The sequence below is a fragment of the Mesorhizobium sp. WSM4810 genome (assembly GCF_055811235.1).
The window spans coordinates 97,649-113,147 of record NZ_JBVVQV010000013.1 but is presented as its reverse complement, the minus strand read 5'-3'; the positions used below and the strand labels follow the sequence as shown (position 1 = coordinate 113,147).

Genomic DNA, 15,499 nt, shown 5'->3' with positions numbered 1-15,499 from the left:
GACATGACATTTCGCATCGCATTGTGCTCTGTTCTTCCGGTGCTGCTTCTGGTCGGCTGCGCGAACGGCCGGCAGCAGCCGCAGGAATATTCTCCCGGCTACAGCTATGTTTCGACCGACACCGGCGGCTCGCAGAAGGGCGTCGGCGGCTCCATCCTTGCTCCCAATGCATGTCTGAACCAACCGGTCGATGACGACCGTTCTGCCGCTGCGACCAATCTGACGATCGTCACCGGCGTCGGCTCCCACCTGCCGCCCGGCTGCGCCAACGCCTACAATCTTCAACGCATGGCCGAAAGCCAGCGGGACCTCGTCGAGGGCCGGCGCATGGGGGCGGCGGCTGCCGCGCCGACGGCAAATGCCGCGCGGCGCTACCTCAATGGCGAAGAGGCGCCGATCGGTGGAGCCAACAGCGGGCCGCCGACGCCGCAAACAACGCTGCCAGTCGAGTGAGCCGATGCGGCGTTGCAAAAGCGCGTCGCGTTTGCGCGACATGCATTAGTTTGTCCGGTTGTTTGCGCGTCGGGCTCGACCCGACTTGGCTTTGCGCTTTCCGGACCGATGCGCTAGAGCGGTTCATCGTTTCACGGAAACGCCGAACCGCTCTATCTCCTTGTTTTTGCGCAATTCCCAAGGGAAAGCGCTATGCGCTTTTCCCGGGAAAATCGTTTCACACTTTTCCTGGAATTGCTCTAGCCGAGGATAGAGCCGAGCGCTTTCGCCCTTGCCTGTGTGCTGCCCTTCGACCGGATGGTTCTGGCACGCGCAAGCAAGGTATTCACCTCCTTGGTCGCCAGGCCGATCGGCGGCGAGGCCCTGACCTGATCGGCCTGGCCAAGAAGTCCGTAGACCACCACGACGTTGCGCTTGTGATGCAACTGCGCATTGGGTGCGGCGGAGATCTTCTGGACCAGCGGGAGTGCTGTGGCGGAATTGCCTTCGAGCGCCGCGGCCAACGCCATGTTGCTCTCGACGTCGAGATCCCCCGGCGCAAGTTTCAACGCCTGAGCAAAAGTGGTCTGCGCCTCCGCCGACTGGCCGGCGAATGTCTGCGCCACGCCCAGCCTGATATAGGCGCTGCTGGTGTTGACCAGCGGCGCGGCCTGCGCGAGCGCGCGCATGCCGGCATCGATATCGCCCGTTTCCATCATCGCCGAGCCAAGCCCGAGCATTGCCCCTCCGTCATTGGGCGCTTTTGCCAGCGCGGCCTGATAGGCTCTAGCCGCCTCGGCGGGATAGCCCGCTCGCATATAGGCCTCGCCCGCCTTGACGAAGGCGCTCGGCTTGGCATCCGGCATCGCTGCCGCGCGCTGGTAGAGCGCGATTGCGGTGCCACTGTCTCCCTGCGCATGGATATCGTCCGCAAGCTTGATCAGACGCTCCGATTGCGACGACGGGCCCTGTGCCTTTGCCTGCTCGGTGTCGGTTTTGGTCGTCTGACAACCGGTCACCGCCAGCATGGCGACGACGGGCAAGAACACGACGTGCAGCCGCATATCCACCTCTCCGTATTCAAGCCCGCCGCACCTTACACATGGCCCTGGCCGACTGGAACCACAACAGTGCGATAAGATTGCAACATGGCCGAAGAAGCTGAGGAAAAGAAACTACCGGCGTCCGACAAGAAGCTTCGCGACGCTCGCCGCAAAGGCCAGGTTTCGCAGAGCCGCGACCTGGCCTCCGGCTTCACGCTTTTCGCAGCGCTTGGCTGTCTTTATTTCGCCTGGCCGATGCTGTTCGGGCACCTTTCGGAACTCGTGCAGACCGTGACCACCCCCGGCGATTCGTTCGTTGAAGTCAGCCTGCAGGCTATCCGCCATTCGTTGTCATTGCTGATGCTTGCCACCTTGCCGCTGGTCGGAATCGTTGTCGTTCTCGCCGTGGTCTTCGGCATGCTGGGAACGTTCGGGCCGGTCTTCTCGTTTGAGCCGCTCAAGCCGCAATTCGATCACATAAACCCGGCGAAGGGTCTTCAGAAGATCCTGTCGCTGCGCAACGTCGTCGAGTTCACCAAAGGCCTGGCCAAGGTGGTGTTGCTGGCCGGCCTGTTCGCATTCCTTTTGATCGCGTGGCTGCAGCCGCTCTTCGATGCACCGGGATGCGCTCCGTCATGCCTGGAGCCAATTATCGAAGCGGTGCTGACACCGCTTGGAATTGCCGCCGCCCTGGCCTTTGTCGTCATCGGCGTGATCGATGTTCCTATTCAGCGCTGGCTGTTCCTGCGCGACATGCGCATGACGACAACCGAATACAAGCGCGAAAACAAGGACCTCGAAGGCGATCCGTTGATTCGACATGAACAGCAGCGACAGCGGCGTGAGGCCGTGATGCAACCGGCGAAGCTGGGCGTGAAAAACGCGGTCATCGTTTTCGTGTCCGGTGACCGCTCAGTGGCATTGCGTTACGTCAGGGGTGAAACGCCGGTGCCGACGGTCGTCGGCAAGGGCCAGGGCCGAGCGGCTGACGAGATGACGGCTCAAGCACGCCAGGCAGGTATTCCGGTGATCGAGGATGCGGCCGTCGCCGGCCCACTCTTCGAAAATACGAACACCGGAGCTTACATCGGCCAGGAGATGTTCCCACCGGTCGTACGCCATCTTGTCCGGCTCGGGCTCACTTGAGCCATGCGCGAACCGACCTTGCCGCAATGCCTGAGCAGCGCGGCAAGGTCAGCAGCGACAGCCGACTACTTGGCTGAACCCAACAGGACGTCGAGATCGACCGCGTCTGCCATTGCCTTGTATCCCGCGTCGTTGGGATGGAGGTTATCGCCGCAGTCGTAGTCGTCGCGCAGATACCCCGGCTTGGCCGGGTCTTCCATCACCTTGTCGAAGTCGACCACGCCATCGAAGCCGCCGCCGGTGCGGATCCATTCGTTCACCGCGACGCGAATCTTTTCTTTCTCGGGCGTGTAGTAACCCTCGGTGGGAAGTCCTTTGAAGGTTTCGGCGAAGGGGGTCAACGTCGCGCCGACAATGCGTATGCCATGGGCGTGCGCGCGATCGATGAGTTGTTTGTATCCGGTGATGATGTCTTGCGCCGTCGGTTCCTTGTCGTCCGGCGTGATTGCATTTTCGCCGGGCCAGCCGATATCGTTGATGCCCATCATAAGGACGACGGTCGAGACTTTGGGATGGCTCAGTATATCAGAATCGAAACGTCCCAAGGCATTGACACCCATGCCGTCGGTCAACACGCGATTGCCCGAAAAGGCTTCGTTGACCACCGCGACCGTGCGGTTGGCCTCCTGCAATCGCTTGGCGATATGGTCCGGCCAGCGATTATTGGCGTCAGGGGTCGAGCAATTCCCATCCGTGATGGAATCCCCGAAAAACACGATCGCCTCGGATTCCGGCACGGCGTCAACCCATATGTCGCTCAGAAACAGGCGCGATTGGAGTGTGCTGTCAGCCTTGAACGCAGCCTCGTTTGTGAAATTGCCCGGGCCGGAGATGTAGGCGGTTTGCACGCCATCCCAATGCACCGACGACAACGCCGTCTTCTTCGGCAGGAAAATGCTGACCGAGATTTCGGAAAGCGCTTCTGCCGAGAGAGCGATGGGGTCGCTGAGGATCGGAGCTCCCGGCGGAACGACCACAGAACTATTGCCGCCCCAGGTCAGAGGCTTCAAGGTCGCCTGATCGACGTTGCCGCCCTTGCCTGCTATTGCGACGCTGCCGGCACCGATGGTCAGCGGCTTTTCGCCGAAAGCATTCGACAGCACGACCCGCACGCTATTGCCGCCAACGCTGATGCGGGCGACCTGGCGGACGGTCTGGTTCTCCAATACCTCCGGCACTCCGAAAGGCGCAGGAAGATCATCCGACCAGCGCGGAGCAGGTGTGGCAGCCCAAGTGGTGATCCAGGCTGCCTTTTCGGCGCCTTGTGCCGAAAAACCTGCAATCGCGGAACCGGCCGCCGCAGCTGCACATATCAGGATGATCTGACGTCGACGCCGTTTCCTCCCTGCGGCGGTAGAAAGCTCCGATGAAACCTTATCCGTGAAAACCAAAGGCCTGTTGAGCCGCATTTTTATCTCCTCCTCGAGACATGCTGGTAATGCCGCCGCCGGGCTCATTATGACGGGCTGCCTAGGGAATGAAATTCGACTTCCGTGGCAATTTTGGACCAGCGTCAGGAGCAAGGATTTGCGAGCGTGGAAACTGGTGCTGCCTTATAGTCAACTCGCGTGCTGAACGTCCGCTGCGCCCTCGCCGGATTCACTGGCGGACATCGATCCTGGGGCCCAATGTCTGGGTCATGACCCGCCGCACGACCTTGCCATCCGCGACATCGAGGCAGACGGTATCGACCAGGTATCGATACGCCACGATGTCGCGAGGCTCCAGCGCCTCAAAAGCGCGGTGCAGGAACGGCATGGAATAATGATGGTGTGGATAGAAGTTATAACCGACCGCAACAGCCGAGCTCGCCAGGTTCACGGCGCGATTGTGCTGGCCAAGAATAAACGGCGCCGGGCGGGCCGCATCGTAGTCAGGCGGCGTGATCGGCTGTTCGACTGGATAGGCGCACTCGTTCGTAAGCTTCATGATCTCGTAGTTGGACGAGGCAATTTCCGACGACTTTGGCTGCACCTTCCTGATCCCGATCTGGCCCCAGGCTGAGGTCGGAACGTGGCCGGATTCACGACGATATTCCTGATAGCCGAAGTGACGGGCATAGAGCAGATAGGAAGCGTCGCGGAAAAAGCTCGGTGCGACCCGCACCCAGTCACCTTCTTTCGTCAGCGCCTCGAAATGTGCTTGCCGGATTTGCCTTGAATCGTACCAGCCGAGCCGCGCGTTATAAAAGACCGCGTCGCCGAATATGGTGACAACAATCCCGGTTACGATGGCAGTCGTGGAAAACGAACTTTCCTTCATTCTCGTCAGAGCCGCGACGATCAGACTGTTCAAGATGATCCAGTGCAGAAAAAGGGCGCCGCTCAGAAGGAAGATCCCGATATGCATGATATCGAAGAACGCGGTCAGCCCGATGAGCCACCGCCTGCGCAAAAAAGCGAGAAAGCATAGAAGCTGCGCAGCAAGGATAACGACATTCATCGGAACCTGGACCGCCCTGACCGCTTCATAAGCATGAGCGAGCAGCGATTCGGAAAAGCCCAGCGGGGCCGCGCCCAACCCGTACCCGGCCAGCATGATGGAACTGGTCGGGTTCTCGAGGATCCAGCTCAACGGCCCTCCGTCAAGCGTGACCTTGGCCATCCCGGATATGAAGTAGTTGCCAAAATGGGCGCCGATCCCAGCCAGCAGCAGTATGCCGGCAGCCTGGGCCGCGAACTCCCTGGTTCCGAGTTCGCCAACGCTGGGCAGGTTCCTGGTGAAGAGCTTCAGCCGGCTCAAACTCTGCAGCAGGCCAAGGGCCAACAGGCCACAGGCCAGGAAGAGACCGACCTCAATCAAGGGCGCATAGTCGTTGCGGCCCAGTTCCGCAGCATCGGAAACTGCCCGCGTGACGTTCTTGTGGAAGGCGAAATAGACCATCGGGAAAATGGCGAAGGATGGCCGCAGGATCGAAAAAAGCGCCGCCACAAGCGCGATCAGGCGAGAATAGACGAGTACATTGCCCAACGCGTCGGCGCGAGCTGCGTCGGCAATGCCGAGTTCGTCTCCAAGCCCGAAGCTGAAGAGCCCCAGCGTTATCGACAGTCCGACGACGATGATGCGCGCAGCCCGCGCCTCGGCGGGATAGCGCACGAATGCAAAAAGGCAGCAAAGCAGAGCCAACCCGATGGCGCTGACCATGGCGAGGGCAGGATCGTGCCACGCCACGCGGGATGCCGCCTTCTCGTACAACAGGATCGGAACGACCCCGCACAGGACCGGGAAAAAAAGAAAGGCTGCAAGGACATAACGCTCAACGGGTGAACGGTCGATGCCGACTGACGGCCAACGCCGGGCGCTGCCCGCTCCGATGCTCATCCCATGCTTCTCCCGTCTTCCGGAATTTTCGCCTCACCTGTTCGGTTTTCGGTGCTCACCTTCCGGGGGACGGGATGAGCCCTCACGCAACCGCACGTTGCCGCCGGATATTGCTGCACTGCAACAGGATGCGTACTACAACCTAAACGCACAGGCAACGACGAAAGTTCAAGATGTCTCTGGCTCAATGCGCGCGCACAATTTGTGCCAATTACCGACTAAATGCCCGCGTTAAATTGCCGACCTGTCGCAATTTGGTACAACAATAGCAACAGCGATCGCCGCCCGCGTCACCGTGCCCGGTGTCGAGCCAGGGTATTGCAGGCTCAAAAAAATGTTGCCAATCTACCCAAAGTAGTGGCAAATATTATGTTGCAGTGCCTAAGAGTGCGATGCAACATTGAATTTGTCTCGCTGACCTGCAGAAAACCGATCGCATCGGCGTCAGGTGTAGGGTCAGTGGCTTAAGAGGCCATGGACAATGGTACTCGACACCCGGGCCAAACAGGTTGCCGACGAGCACCATGGTGTCGTCGCGATCGGCGTTGGTTTCGATTCAGCCTTTTTCTTGCACCAGTTCGTCGGACGGAGGAAAGGTCGTGTTCTCGCCCTCGAATGGGACGCCACAACACGGATGATCGGCAGCTCGAACGCCGCGCAAACAGCAATATCCGGGACAAGGACGCCGGCAGATCGTGGAATTACACGATCGGCCTGGTCGGCGGCACCAACAGCTGGTTCGGGCAGACACCGCGGTTCCTTGCTTACGACTTCGACCGGCCGACCAGCCATGACGATCTCGAGCCTTTCTGCTGCGGCCCAGGCGGTCATGCCCGTGAGCAGCTTTGCCAGGGGGAGAAAATACTATGACGGTGTTCTATGACAGCAGCCGTCCGGACGCTTTCATCGGCGGTGCCGGTTCGGACGCAGTCAATTACGGCGCTTCGCCCCGTGGAGTCATCGCCGATTTGGCTTCCGGCCATGCTTACAAGTTGCTGTCGATACTGCCGCTGGGCGATTCCATTACCTATGGAGTGATCGCGAGCTCTTCCGATACCGAAAGCGGCGGGTATCGGAAGTTCATGCTGGAACAGTTGGCGGCACTCAATGTGAAGATCGACTTCGTCGGTTCCTCGTCCAACGGACCCGCCAGCATGGGCGATCGGGATCACGAGGGTCACCGCAACTGGACGCTCAATCAACTGAACGGCATCGACAACGATGTTGTGGCCGCTACGAAACCGGATGCCGTGCTGCTGATTGCCGGAACAAATGACAGCTCGACCGATAGCGTGCCAACGATGTTGCAGGATCTGCGCAGTCTTTTGCTCAGCCTGACCTCCAGCGATCCCGCCTTGACCGTCTTCGTCGGTTCCTTGCCTCCCGTTCGCGTCGGCCAACAGTCGCAAGCGCGTGCAGACCGTGTCGATGCGTATAATGATGCAATGCCCGGTCTGATCTCTGAACTGGCCGCCCAGGGGCACAAGATCGCCTTTGTCGACATGCGTGATCTGACACCAGATGACATCACCGCGCCGCCGCTTGACAGCGGGCTGCATCCGACTGCCGGGGGCTATGCAAAAATCTCCTCACATTGGATGGCCGCACTGGAACAACATTTCGGCCTGGACGGGACCGGTATCGGAAGCGACCGCGACACCTTCACCAGCATCGAAAATCTTACTGGCTCTTCCTTTGCCGACCAACTCGGCGGAAACGAGGGAGCCAATGTGCTGGATGGGCTGGCTGGCGATGATTTGCTGGAGGGCCGCGGCGGCTCCGACCAACTCATCGGCGGGGTCGGCGCCGACACGCTTGTCGGCGGCACGGGTAACGACGTCTACTATGTCGATAATGCCGGAGACAAAACCATCGAGGCGACCAATGGCGGCGTCGACGAATCGCATGCTTATACAAACTGGACCCTGGCCGACAACGTCGAAAACCTCTTCCTGAGGTCGGCTGCCAATCTCGCGGCAAAAGGCAACGGGCTCGCCAACACCATGGTCGGCAACGGCGCAGCGAACACGCTCGAAGGCCTCGGCGGCGACGATCGGCTGGAGGGCCGCGGCGGGTCGGACCGGCTCGTCGGTGGTCTTGGCGCCGATATCCTCATCGGTGGAACGGGAAACGACAGCTTCGTCTTCGCCGCCGGCCATGGCCACGACACCGTCACCGACTTCGACCTTTCCGGCGATGATCTCCTGGAGATTTCAGGCTACCAAAGATATAGCGAACTCCGGCAGGTCGGGAGCGACACGCTGGTCGTCTTCTCCGACAGCGACACTGTTCTCCTCAAAGGCGTGACCAGCGTCTCCTTGAGCAGTTCGGATTTCGTCTGGATCGATCCACTCGACGAGCCGCCGCCGCGGTCAATCGTAGGCAACGACGGCAACAATACGCTTACCGGCGGTCCCGGTGGGGACGTCATTTATGGAATGGGCGGCAGCGATATCTTGAACGGAAAAGCGGGCGCCGACACGCTTGTCGGCGGCGCGGGTGATGACGTCTTCCATGTCGACAATGCCGGTGACAAAACCATCGAAGAGAACAATGGCGGCTTCGACGAGACGCATGCTTATATAAACTGGACCCTGGCCGACAACGTCGAAAACCTCTTCCTGAGGTCGGCTGCCAATCTGGCGGGAAAAGGCAACGAACTCGCCAACACCATGGTGGGCAACGGCGCAGCGAACACGCTCGAAGGCCTTGGCGGCGCAGATCGGCTGGAGGGCCGAGGCGGGTCGGACCGGCTCGTCGGTGGTCTTGGCACCGATATCCTCACCGGCGGAACGGGAAACGACAGCTTCGTCTTCGCCGCCGGCCATGGCCACGACACCATCACCGACTTCGACCTTTCCGGCGATGATCTCCTGGAGATTTCAGGATACCAAAGATATAGCGAACTCCGGCAGGTCGGGAGCGACACGCTGGTCGTCTTCTCCGACAGTGACACGCTTTCACTAAACGGTGTCCTCGTCGCAAGCGTCTCGAACAGCGATTTTCTCTTCGTATAGAGCGGCATCTCGCTGACATGCGGTCTCTTCGCGCAAATTGCCCTTCGTCGTTGGCTAAAGCGCGTCGCGTTTGGCCGGGCCTCATGCGACGCGCTTTAGGTTGTTGTTTTTATGCATGTCGTTATCGCAAAACCGCTGCACACTTTACGCGACATGCATTAGACCTCTTTTGCTTTATTCGCCCGTTTCGGTCTCGATCAAGACAAGGCGGTCGGTACCGGACTCCGCACCCCATACCTCGCCGGAGCGCCCGCTGAGCTGGCGCACGTTGGCGTTGTCGCGGTCGGACGGGAAGCTCGCGAAGGTCTGCGTTTCCGGGTCGAAGCGGACGATGGCGTTCGCGCTGAGATCGGTGAGCCAGACCTTGTCGCGTTCATCGACATAGACGGCATAGGCCTGGGGCTCGTCTCCGGGCAGCTTCCAGCTGCGCCAGTCATTTGCGGCCGGGTCGAAGACGCTAACCTGGCCGGCGTTCCATTCGCTGACCCAGATGCGGCCTTTGGAATCCGACCAGACGCGGCGGGCGCCCTGATCCGCGGTCGGCGGGTCGATCGGGGAAGCCTCGCCGGTCGAAACATCGATCCTGGCGATATGGTTGCCGGCGAGCGAGGCGTAGTAGACCTCACCGGACGGCGTGGTTGTGATCCCGTAGGGGCCGCGACCGCGCGGAGCGTTCCAGACCTCGACCTTGCCGCTCGCCGGATCGAGCCTGCCGTAGATGCCCTCCTGCCCGGTGAACCAGAGCCTCCCGTGTTTGTCGAAGGAACCGGTGTTGAGGTTCGCGTAGCCGTGCCCCTCGGGGAGTGGAAAGGCCTTCACCGCTTCTGTTTCGGCATCAACGCGCACGATGGCGTTGAGCCGCCGTCGGTCACCCAAGCGGCGCCGTCGGGACCGACGATCACGCCGTGCGGCGCCGAGCCGTCGCCAAGGGTGATGTGCCTGACGGCGCCTGTATCAGGATCGAGCCGCCCAAGCGCGCCCTGTCCCTGGGCGGTGTACCATACGGAGCCATCCGGCGCCGGAGCGACATCGTGCGGGCCGGCGCCCTCCGGAACGGGATAGTAGCGGACCTCCTCCGAGGCGGCACGCGCGGCCACCGAGCAGAGCAGCGCGGCGAACAGCGCCGACGCAATCGTACGAAACATGGCGAACTCCTCACATCGCGCGTTTCAATTTGCACAGCGAGCGATCCACGTATCCTTTTCGCGCCACTGCGGCGGCCGAGCCGCAGATGGCGGGCTCGCCGTGTCCCTTGCCGATAAAGTCAGGAGCTAGTGCAGCCCCTGCCCTCGCCTAGGCCTGCAAGCCCAGAATCGTCGATAGGCGGTAGCATCGTGGGAAACCTGCGTTACGACGACGCAACCGCGGCTCGCAATTGGACTTGGCGTGCGGAAGGCGTCAGCTTTGCCGCAAAAGTTCCCGCGCCAACTCTTGCCATTCCTCATCAAGCGTCAACGTCGACGGCACGGCGTCGCAGCGACGATACCAATACTCCGCGTTCGATTGATCGCCTTCCTTGCGATGCAGGTAGGCATGCACGCGCATACCCGCCGTATCGTCGCGCACCTGTGCGCGCTCGTGCGCCTTATCCCAATCGCCCTTCGCATCCCACCACAGCGCCTGCAGGGCAGGGCTCAAGCCGGCGGGCGGCTGCGATTTCGCAATCGAATTTCTGAAGGCTTGCAGATCCATTCTTCCCCCGACGTGAGGTACATGGGCGGAGCCGATGATAGTGTAGTCCCGGATTCTCCAACAGCAAAGTCGTGCCGAGCACAGCAAAGAGGCGGTGCCCTGGTGCCATCGTCCAATCTCGGGCGCAGTCGACGCAGTCTGCACGGCAGTGAGCGGTGTCTCGTTACCTACGAAGGCGCTCATGTCCGGTGCGGCGACCTACGACGCCGACGTAAAGGACTTTACCGTGAGATCCGAGCACGACCGGCACCACTTCCGGTTCATTATCTTCCCGGAGGATGGCGTGGAGATGCCCGAGCACACGGGAAAGGCATCATTGAACGATCAAACGCGAGTAGCCAAGAGCAACAGACTCTAATGCGGTGCGATTGAGAATCGTCAGCGAGCCGTGGTCGTATTGGGTCAGATACCGCCGTTCCCATTCTCTCAGGCAACGATTCACTTTCGCTCGAGACGCCGGGATCATTGCCGCGAGGTCGGTCTGCGAAATGTGGATGCTCAGAGCTCCATTCACGGTAGCCGTGCTGTGCGGGGTCTCAGTCAATCGCAGGAGCGTGCTCGCCAATCGAGTGGACAGGGCATTCGACGCACTGTGGATCACTCGCTCTTGCGCGTCGTGCGTTGCTTGGCATAAGTGCGGGATCACCTTCAGTGCGAGATCTGGGTGCTTGTCGAAGACACTAGCCATGAAAGCTGCTTCGATTTGGAGCAAGTCGCTGTCCACAACTGATGCAGCGTTCATGTTACTGTGTCGCGCGATGAACAATCTAGTCAAGTCGAAAGTGTCACCCGGACCGAGATCGGAATAGATGAATTCTCGGCCATCTGAGAGGGGAACACTAAGACGAACTTTTCCATGGATTATGTAGTAAATATAACGCGGTATGTCCCCAAGGTGAGTTAAGACTTTATTCTTTGGAACCCTCCTTAGGATGGCTGCTTTCGCCATTTCACTAAGAGTATCTTGCCCAAATTGCCGAAATAAGCGTATTTTGTTCAGCTGTTTGACCCGAACCTCAGCGCCATTTTCTGCCATGGCTCCCTCTCCCTCCCTGATAGGGTAAGCGCCCCGGTCCCCTCAAGCATTGCCTTGACCACCTCTTTGAACGAGTCCGATTTCCGGTCCGTTCTCGCGCAGACGCGTTAAGGCAGAAAATATTAGCACATTAGGATACGATAAAATAGCGACTCGTCTGTGCCCGGGGTAACAGCGGCATGTCTCTGAGACATTTAAATCAAATCTAACCGACTGGAAGCCGTTGGGATAATCCCCTCCTTATGGGTTGGCGTGTGCCATGACCCAAAGAGGAGAAGGGATGCAACAGGATTCGGGGGGTCGTCTTATGCGGCATGCACCAACCGAGGCGTCGCGTGCGCTCTGGAAGCGGAGCGTAGAGCCGCTACGGCTCCCCGTGGGAGCAGTTTGCGTGTTTCTCGCAACTGCTGATTTCCTCCTTGGACAGACAATACTTCTTGCGTCAATTGAGCTCTATCATAGGGCCTTCGAGGTGAGGCCGCCGGATATCTGGGATTCGATCTGCCTAAGTGTTACCGCCGGCCTATTGTTGGTCGCATTCATGACCGCCAGGGGCGCCTACACGGTTAGTGGCATCCTGGACGATCACTGCAGGATCAAAACACTCTTTAGCGGCTGGCTGTTTGTTTTCTTTTCAATTCTCTGGCTCGCCTTTCTCACGAAGACGACGTCGACGTTCTCGCGCGGCTCCTTGACGCTGGCGTTTGCGGTCGGATTCCCAATCCTGCTGCCTGGCCACGCGGTTCTAGCGCGTGGGCTGAAACGGCTTCTGGCGGCTGAGAAACTCGTGTTGCGCACAGTTTATCTGTTTTACTCTGGCGTTCCTGGAAAGGAACAGGGGATAATCAACAAGCTTGGGCAACAGGGCATCGCGGTTTGTGGTGTTTCGAACATCGAGAACGATGATGGCACGATCGCAGCACGATCGGTGCATGCCGCCGCCGCAGCTGCACAGGCTGCGTTCCGTAATGGCTCGTATGGGGCAGTTTATCTCTTTTGCTCTTGGGACCAGCGGAAGTTGATCGAACGCATCCTGGAGGAAATGTCCCGCCTACCACTGCCGATCTATCTTTTCGCCGACGCCTACATAGATAGAATTCTGGCTGGATGCCCGCTGCACACCGGCTGGCAGCGAGCCTTCGAAGTCCAGCGTATGCCGTTGAGGCCTGCCGAACGCCTGCTCAAGCGGTTGTTCGACATTGCTGTTGCATCCCTGCTCCTGCTGTTCCTGTGTCCGTTGATGGCCTTGGTCGCATGTGCCATTGCGCTCGAGAACGGTCGCCCTGTGCTGTTCCGGCAGATGCGACGAGGTTTTGGTGGTAAGCCGTTCAATATTTACAAATTCCGATCGATGACGGTGCAGGAGAACGGTACACAAATTCGCCAGGCTCAGCGTAATGATGCGCGGGTTACCCGACTTGGCCGAATATTGCGCCGGTCAAACATCGACGAGCTGCCGCAATTATTCAACGTGCTTCGAGGGGAGATGTCTCTGGTTGGGCCCCGACCTCACGCCATCGCTCATGACGATACCTATAGTGTGATCATTGCGAGCTATGCTTATCGTCATCATGTAAAACCCGGTTTGACAGGCTGGGCTCAGATCAATGGCTTTCGAGGGGAAACGAAGGAACTCTGGAGGATGGAAAAACGCGTTGAGCACGACCTCTGGTATATAAAATCCTGGAGCATGCTTCTCGACGTTAAGATAATTTGGAAAACTGCTCTACTGATCTTTTCGGATCGTGATGTCTATTGATGTATAGCAGCTTCTCAGGAAGCTAAATGGATTTATGCAGTCCATCCTCCGACCGATTGAACGGACAATTTTGATTCTGATGCTTCGGGCGATCCGCCGCCAGCGAGTACATCGAGCCTCACAATCGGGTTCGCGCCCGTTCAGTCGCCGGACAGTGGCGCATCTCGCAGGCTAAATTTAGCTCAAATGCGAAAATCAACGCGACGCGGGGAGATGGTCGGAGCAACACATGACGGAACCTCAGCAAAAAGCCGGGGGCAGTCGGATCTTGCCACACAACGGTTCAGGACGGACCACGGGCTCATTGCGGCGAACGAAAGCAGGCTTGCTGGGCGGCGCAGCCGCCTTCAACACGAGAAATTGTGCAGTCCTATGAGCTTCCGCTCGACGGCATCCGGCTCTTGATTTCCTCTAGAATGTTGGTTGCGCGCGCGATGCGGCTGTTAGAAGGCATATCTGAAGCGGTCGATGTCTTCCTCGTATCGTTTCTCGACTATTGCCCGCGTGTAGCTATTGTACACGTCGTGACGAGCACGAGTGTTCCCGAATATGTTCGTTCGCGGCATCTGGAAATCTGGTTCACCGAGAACGTCACGCAGTCGATCGATCTCGTCCGCAATCTGCTCAAGTTTGAATACGTGATCGCATCTGTACTCGTTCTTTACGCGCAGGAAAGCGCTCTGAGATACCCAGTGGCGATCGGCAGATTCATCCGTCCCCTCATCGGAGCCGAGCCAGCTAACGAAGTCATCGAAGGGCATGAATGGGCGAAGGCCCCGGTAACGTGCGATTCGGTGCGCCCGGCGACGTCCCCGGTCCAGTCTTGCAATCTTATCCCTATAACAGCTGTAGACCCTGTCCCAGGGATTGCGAACGACTGCCATCACGCGAAATTTTCTTCTGATCGAGTCCTTGTGCAAGAGAGACTGGAGTGAAGTTGTCTCAGACCACACGCCTTCCTGCTCGGACCAACGGTCGAGAAACGCTGCCATAAGCGATCTGCTGCCGGATTTGGGGATTGTTACGACTATCGCCTCATGCCGGAGAGAAACGAGTACGTCAGTTTCGAGAGTGGGCACAGGTCGGTTCTGTAGTGAGAACAATATTCGTCTTGCTGCAATGTAAGCGAGTTGCGCTCTGGTTTGCCAGGGGTCTGAATCGCGCGTGAGATAAACGCTCTCCCGTAGGGGATTCTCGTGAGAGTACTTTGCGGATATAGTCATCCCAGGTTCAGCGCGTTGTTTATTGAACATGGACCTTCGTCCTCTAAATGTCCATCTGTTCCAAAAAGAATTGAGTGGATTTCAGCAGGTTGTGATTCCGTCGGATTTGCGAGATTCGATGGAGATCACGATGGCCTGGACTGAAATCACCCATGCGCATTATGAGCGGCGTTGTGCCCGCTACGCAAGCGACGCTCATCTGCCTTCGCTGCCTCGATCCGGAAAAACGCCCGAGCAACATGATCGGTGCGCTCGAGGCAAAGAGCCTTATTGCAGATGATGCACGGAACGGGAAGAAGCTCCGAGTACCCCCTCAAGCGACCGTGACAGTCGTGTGTAGTGTTGCATCGCATTTTCTACAATCACGGGGTTAATAGCCTCGCTACCGTCTCGTATGATCTTTTGTATGGCGCCTGGAAATAGAAACCCCAGAAAAAAGAGGATCTGTTGATACGCTTGTACAAGAGTCTTGTTTTCTCCACTCCCGAATATGCAATACATGGCACGCCGTAGCTCACTGCAATTACGCCAAAGTGCAGTCGAGTAGTAATCAGCAGATCAAGCGAAGACGCCTCGCCACATGCATCTTCCACGTCAGTTAAAATTTTGCTGCTGCAATTATCTTGTGACAGGTTGGCGCAAAACGCTCCGAAATATCCATCTTTCTTTGGATTGATTTCATAGAAAATGAAATCTATATCTTTGCGAATTCGTGTTACAATCTGCGGTATGCGTTTTGCCAACCGAGACCGACGGGACGAACCAAGGTAGATGTTGAGCCCCACACGTAGACGCGAGCGCCCTTTGTCATATCTACTTCCAGAAATTCT

The 15,499-nt window shown here is 58.5% G+C and carries 15 protein-coding genes and 1 pseudogene; 7 read left to right on the top strand and 9 right to left on the bottom strand.

What is annotated here, in order from left to right; all coding sequences use genetic code 11:
- The first annotated feature begins 3 nt into the window (after window positions 1-3).
- Window positions 4-453, top strand: coding sequence for a hypothetical protein (locus AC0L3O_RS19690; RefSeq protein ID WP_128245319.1), 450 nt, complete (start codon window positions 4-6; stop codon window positions 451-453).
- 239 nt (window positions 454-692) lie between these two features.
- Here AC0L3O_RS19690 and AC0L3O_RS19685 read toward each other — a convergent pair whose 3' ends face one another.
- The gene (locus tag AC0L3O_RS19685) at window positions 693-1,496 is read right to left on the bottom strand and encodes a tetratricopeptide repeat protein (protein ID WP_473616346.1); all 804 of its coding nucleotides are present in this window, start codon (window positions 1,494-1,496) and stop codon (window positions 693-695) included.
- An 84-nt stretch (window positions 1,497-1,580) separates the two neighbouring features.
- On the opposite strand from AC0L3O_RS19685, the gene AC0L3O_RS19680 reads away from it, so the two are divergent.
- Window positions 1,581-2,621 (top strand): EscU/YscU/HrcU family type III secretion system export apparatus switch protein, encoded by a 1,041-nt coding sequence (locus AC0L3O_RS19680; RefSeq protein WP_473616344.1) that lies wholly within the window; start codon window positions 1,581-1,583, stop codon window positions 2,619-2,621.
- Between the two features lie 65 nt (window positions 2,622-2,686).
- On the opposite strand, the gene AC0L3O_RS19675 is transcribed toward AC0L3O_RS19680, so the two are convergent.
- Window positions 2,687-4,078 carry an SGNH/GDSL hydrolase family protein gene (locus AC0L3O_RS19675; protein WP_473616343.1) on the bottom strand — a complete coding sequence of 464 codons (1,392 nt, stop codon included), beginning with the start codon at window positions 4,076-4,078 and terminating at the stop codon, window positions 2,687-2,689.
- Between the two features lie 142 nt (window positions 4,079-4,220).
- On the bottom strand, window positions 4,221-5,195 hold the full coding sequence (locus tag AC0L3O_RS19670; protein ID WP_128167799.1) for a hypothetical protein: 975 nt from the start codon (window positions 5,193-5,195) through the stop codon (window positions 4,221-4,223).
- A 54-nt stretch (window positions 5,196-5,249) separates the two neighbouring features.
- Between AC0L3O_RS19670 and AC0L3O_RS19665 the strand changes: the two genes are divergently transcribed.
- The 3 genes from AC0L3O_RS19665 (at window position 5,250) to AC0L3O_RS19655 (ending at window position 8,959) form a co-directional block, all read left to right on the top strand.
- Complete coding sequence (locus AC0L3O_RS19665) at window positions 5,250-5,888, top strand: hypothetical protein (protein ID WP_128167800.1); 639 nt, start codon at window positions 5,250-5,252, stop codon at window positions 5,886-5,888.
- 535 nt (window positions 5,889-6,423) lie between these two features.
- Complete coding sequence (locus tag AC0L3O_RS19660) at window positions 6,424-6,825, top strand: hypothetical protein (RefSeq protein WP_473616341.1); 402 nt, start codon at window positions 6,424-6,426, stop codon at window positions 6,823-6,825.
- Window positions 6,809-8,959, top strand: coding sequence for a GDSL-type esterase/lipase family protein (locus AC0L3O_RS19655; RefSeq protein ID WP_287345896.1), 2,151 nt, complete (start codon window positions 6,809-6,811; stop codon window positions 8,957-8,959). The genes AC0L3O_RS19660 and AC0L3O_RS19655 overlap by 17 nt, the downstream gene beginning before the upstream one ends.
- Before the next feature lie 174 nt (window positions 8,960-9,133).
- On the opposite strand, the gene AC0L3O_RS19650 is transcribed toward AC0L3O_RS19655, so the two are convergent.
- From AC0L3O_RS19650 to AC0L3O_RS19635, 4 genes are all read right to left on the bottom strand, one after another.
- Window positions 9,134-9,835 (bottom strand): Vgb family protein, encoded by a 702-nt coding sequence (locus AC0L3O_RS19650; protein ID WP_473616340.1) that lies wholly within the window; start codon window positions 9,833-9,835, stop codon window positions 9,134-9,136.
- Window positions 9,775-10,104 (bottom strand): Vgb family protein, encoded by a 330-nt coding sequence (locus AC0L3O_RS19645; protein WP_353682553.1) that lies wholly within the window; start codon window positions 10,102-10,104, stop codon window positions 9,775-9,777. The genes AC0L3O_RS19650 and AC0L3O_RS19645 overlap by 61 nt, the downstream gene beginning before the upstream one ends.
- Before the next feature lie 253 nt (window positions 10,105-10,357).
- Window positions 10,358-10,651: a hypothetical protein gene (locus tag AC0L3O_RS19640; RefSeq protein ID WP_287345895.1), complete on the bottom strand. Its 294-nt coding sequence runs from the start codon at window positions 10,649-10,651 to the stop codon at window positions 10,358-10,360.
- 313 nt (window positions 10,652-10,964) lie between these two features.
- Entirely contained in the window at window positions 10,965-11,687 is a 723-nt protein-coding gene (locus AC0L3O_RS19635; RefSeq protein WP_287345894.1) for a Crp/Fnr family transcriptional regulator, read from the bottom strand.
- A gap of 391 nt (window positions 11,688-12,078) precedes the next feature.
- On the opposite strand from AC0L3O_RS19635, the gene AC0L3O_RS19630 reads away from it, so the two are divergent.
- Entirely contained in the window at window positions 12,079-13,446 is a 1,368-nt protein-coding gene (locus tag AC0L3O_RS19630) for an exopolysaccharide biosynthesis polyprenyl glycosylphosphotransferase (RefSeq protein WP_473533729.1), read from the top strand.
- Between the two features lie 443 nt (window positions 13,447-13,889).
- Here the strand turns inward: AC0L3O_RS19630 and AC0L3O_RS19625 are convergent, their stop codons facing one another.
- Window positions 13,890-14,669, bottom strand: coding sequence for a sulfotransferase family 2 domain-containing protein (locus AC0L3O_RS19625; protein WP_353682324.1), 780 nt, complete (start codon window positions 14,667-14,669; stop codon window positions 13,890-13,892).
- A 91-nt stretch (window positions 14,670-14,760) separates the two neighbouring features.
- On the opposite strand from AC0L3O_RS19625, the pseudogene AC0L3O_RS19620 reads away from it, so the two are divergent.
- Window positions 14,761-14,862, top strand: a pseudogene (locus AC0L3O_RS19620) (IS5/IS1182 family transposase); the annotation flags it as partial.
- Between the two features lie 169 nt (window positions 14,863-15,031).
- Here the strand turns inward: AC0L3O_RS19620 and AC0L3O_RS19615 are convergent.
- Window positions 15,032-15,454: a polysaccharide pyruvyl transferase family protein gene (locus tag AC0L3O_RS19615; RefSeq protein ID WP_473616338.1), complete on the bottom strand. Its 423-nt coding sequence runs from the start codon at window positions 15,452-15,454 to the stop codon at window positions 15,032-15,034.
- Window positions 15,455-15,499 lie beyond the last annotated feature (45 nt).

Bases quoted from the DNA above. Each gene is read 5' to 3' on its own strand.
- AC0L3O_RS19690 (WP_128245319.1), top strand. From the start codon at position 4: ATGACATTTCGCATCGCATTGTGCTCTGTTCTTCCGGTGCTGCTTCTG.
- AC0L3O_RS19685 (WP_473616346.1), bottom strand. From the start codon at position 1,496: ATGCGGCTGCACGTCGTGTTCTTGCCCGTCGTCGCCATGCTGGCGGTG.
- AC0L3O_RS19680 (WP_473616344.1), top strand. From the start codon at position 1,581: ATGGCCGAAGAAGCTGAGGAAAAGAAACTACCGGCGTCCGACAAGAAG.
- AC0L3O_RS19675 (WP_473616343.1), bottom strand. From the start codon at position 4,078: ATGAGCCCGGCGGCGGCATTACCAGCATGTCTCGAGGAGGAGATAAAA.
- AC0L3O_RS19665 (WP_128167800.1), top strand. From the start codon at position 5,250: ATGGGCGCCGATCCCAGCCAGCAGCAGTATGCCGGCAGCCTGGGCCGC.
- AC0L3O_RS19660 (WP_473616341.1), top strand. From the start codon at position 6,424: ATGGTACTCGACACCCGGGCCAAACAGGTTGCCGACGAGCACCATGGT.
- AC0L3O_RS19655 (WP_287345896.1), top strand. From the start codon at position 6,809: ATGACGGTGTTCTATGACAGCAGCCGTCCGGACGCTTTCATCGGCGGT.
- AC0L3O_RS19645 (WP_353682553.1), bottom strand. From the start codon at position 10,104: ATGTTTCGTACGATTGCGTCGGCGCTGTTCGCCGCGCTGCTCTGCTCG.
- AC0L3O_RS19640 (WP_287345895.1), bottom strand. From the start codon at position 10,651: ATGGATCTGCAAGCCTTCAGAAATTCGATTGCGAAATCGCAGCCGCCC.
- AC0L3O_RS19635 (WP_287345894.1), bottom strand. From the start codon at position 11,687: ATGGCAGAAAATGGCGCTGAGGTTCGGGTCAAACAGCTGAACAAAATA.
- AC0L3O_RS19625 (WP_353682324.1), bottom strand. From the start codon at position 14,669: ATGACTATATCCGCAAAGTACTCTCACGAGAATCCCCTACGGGAGAGC.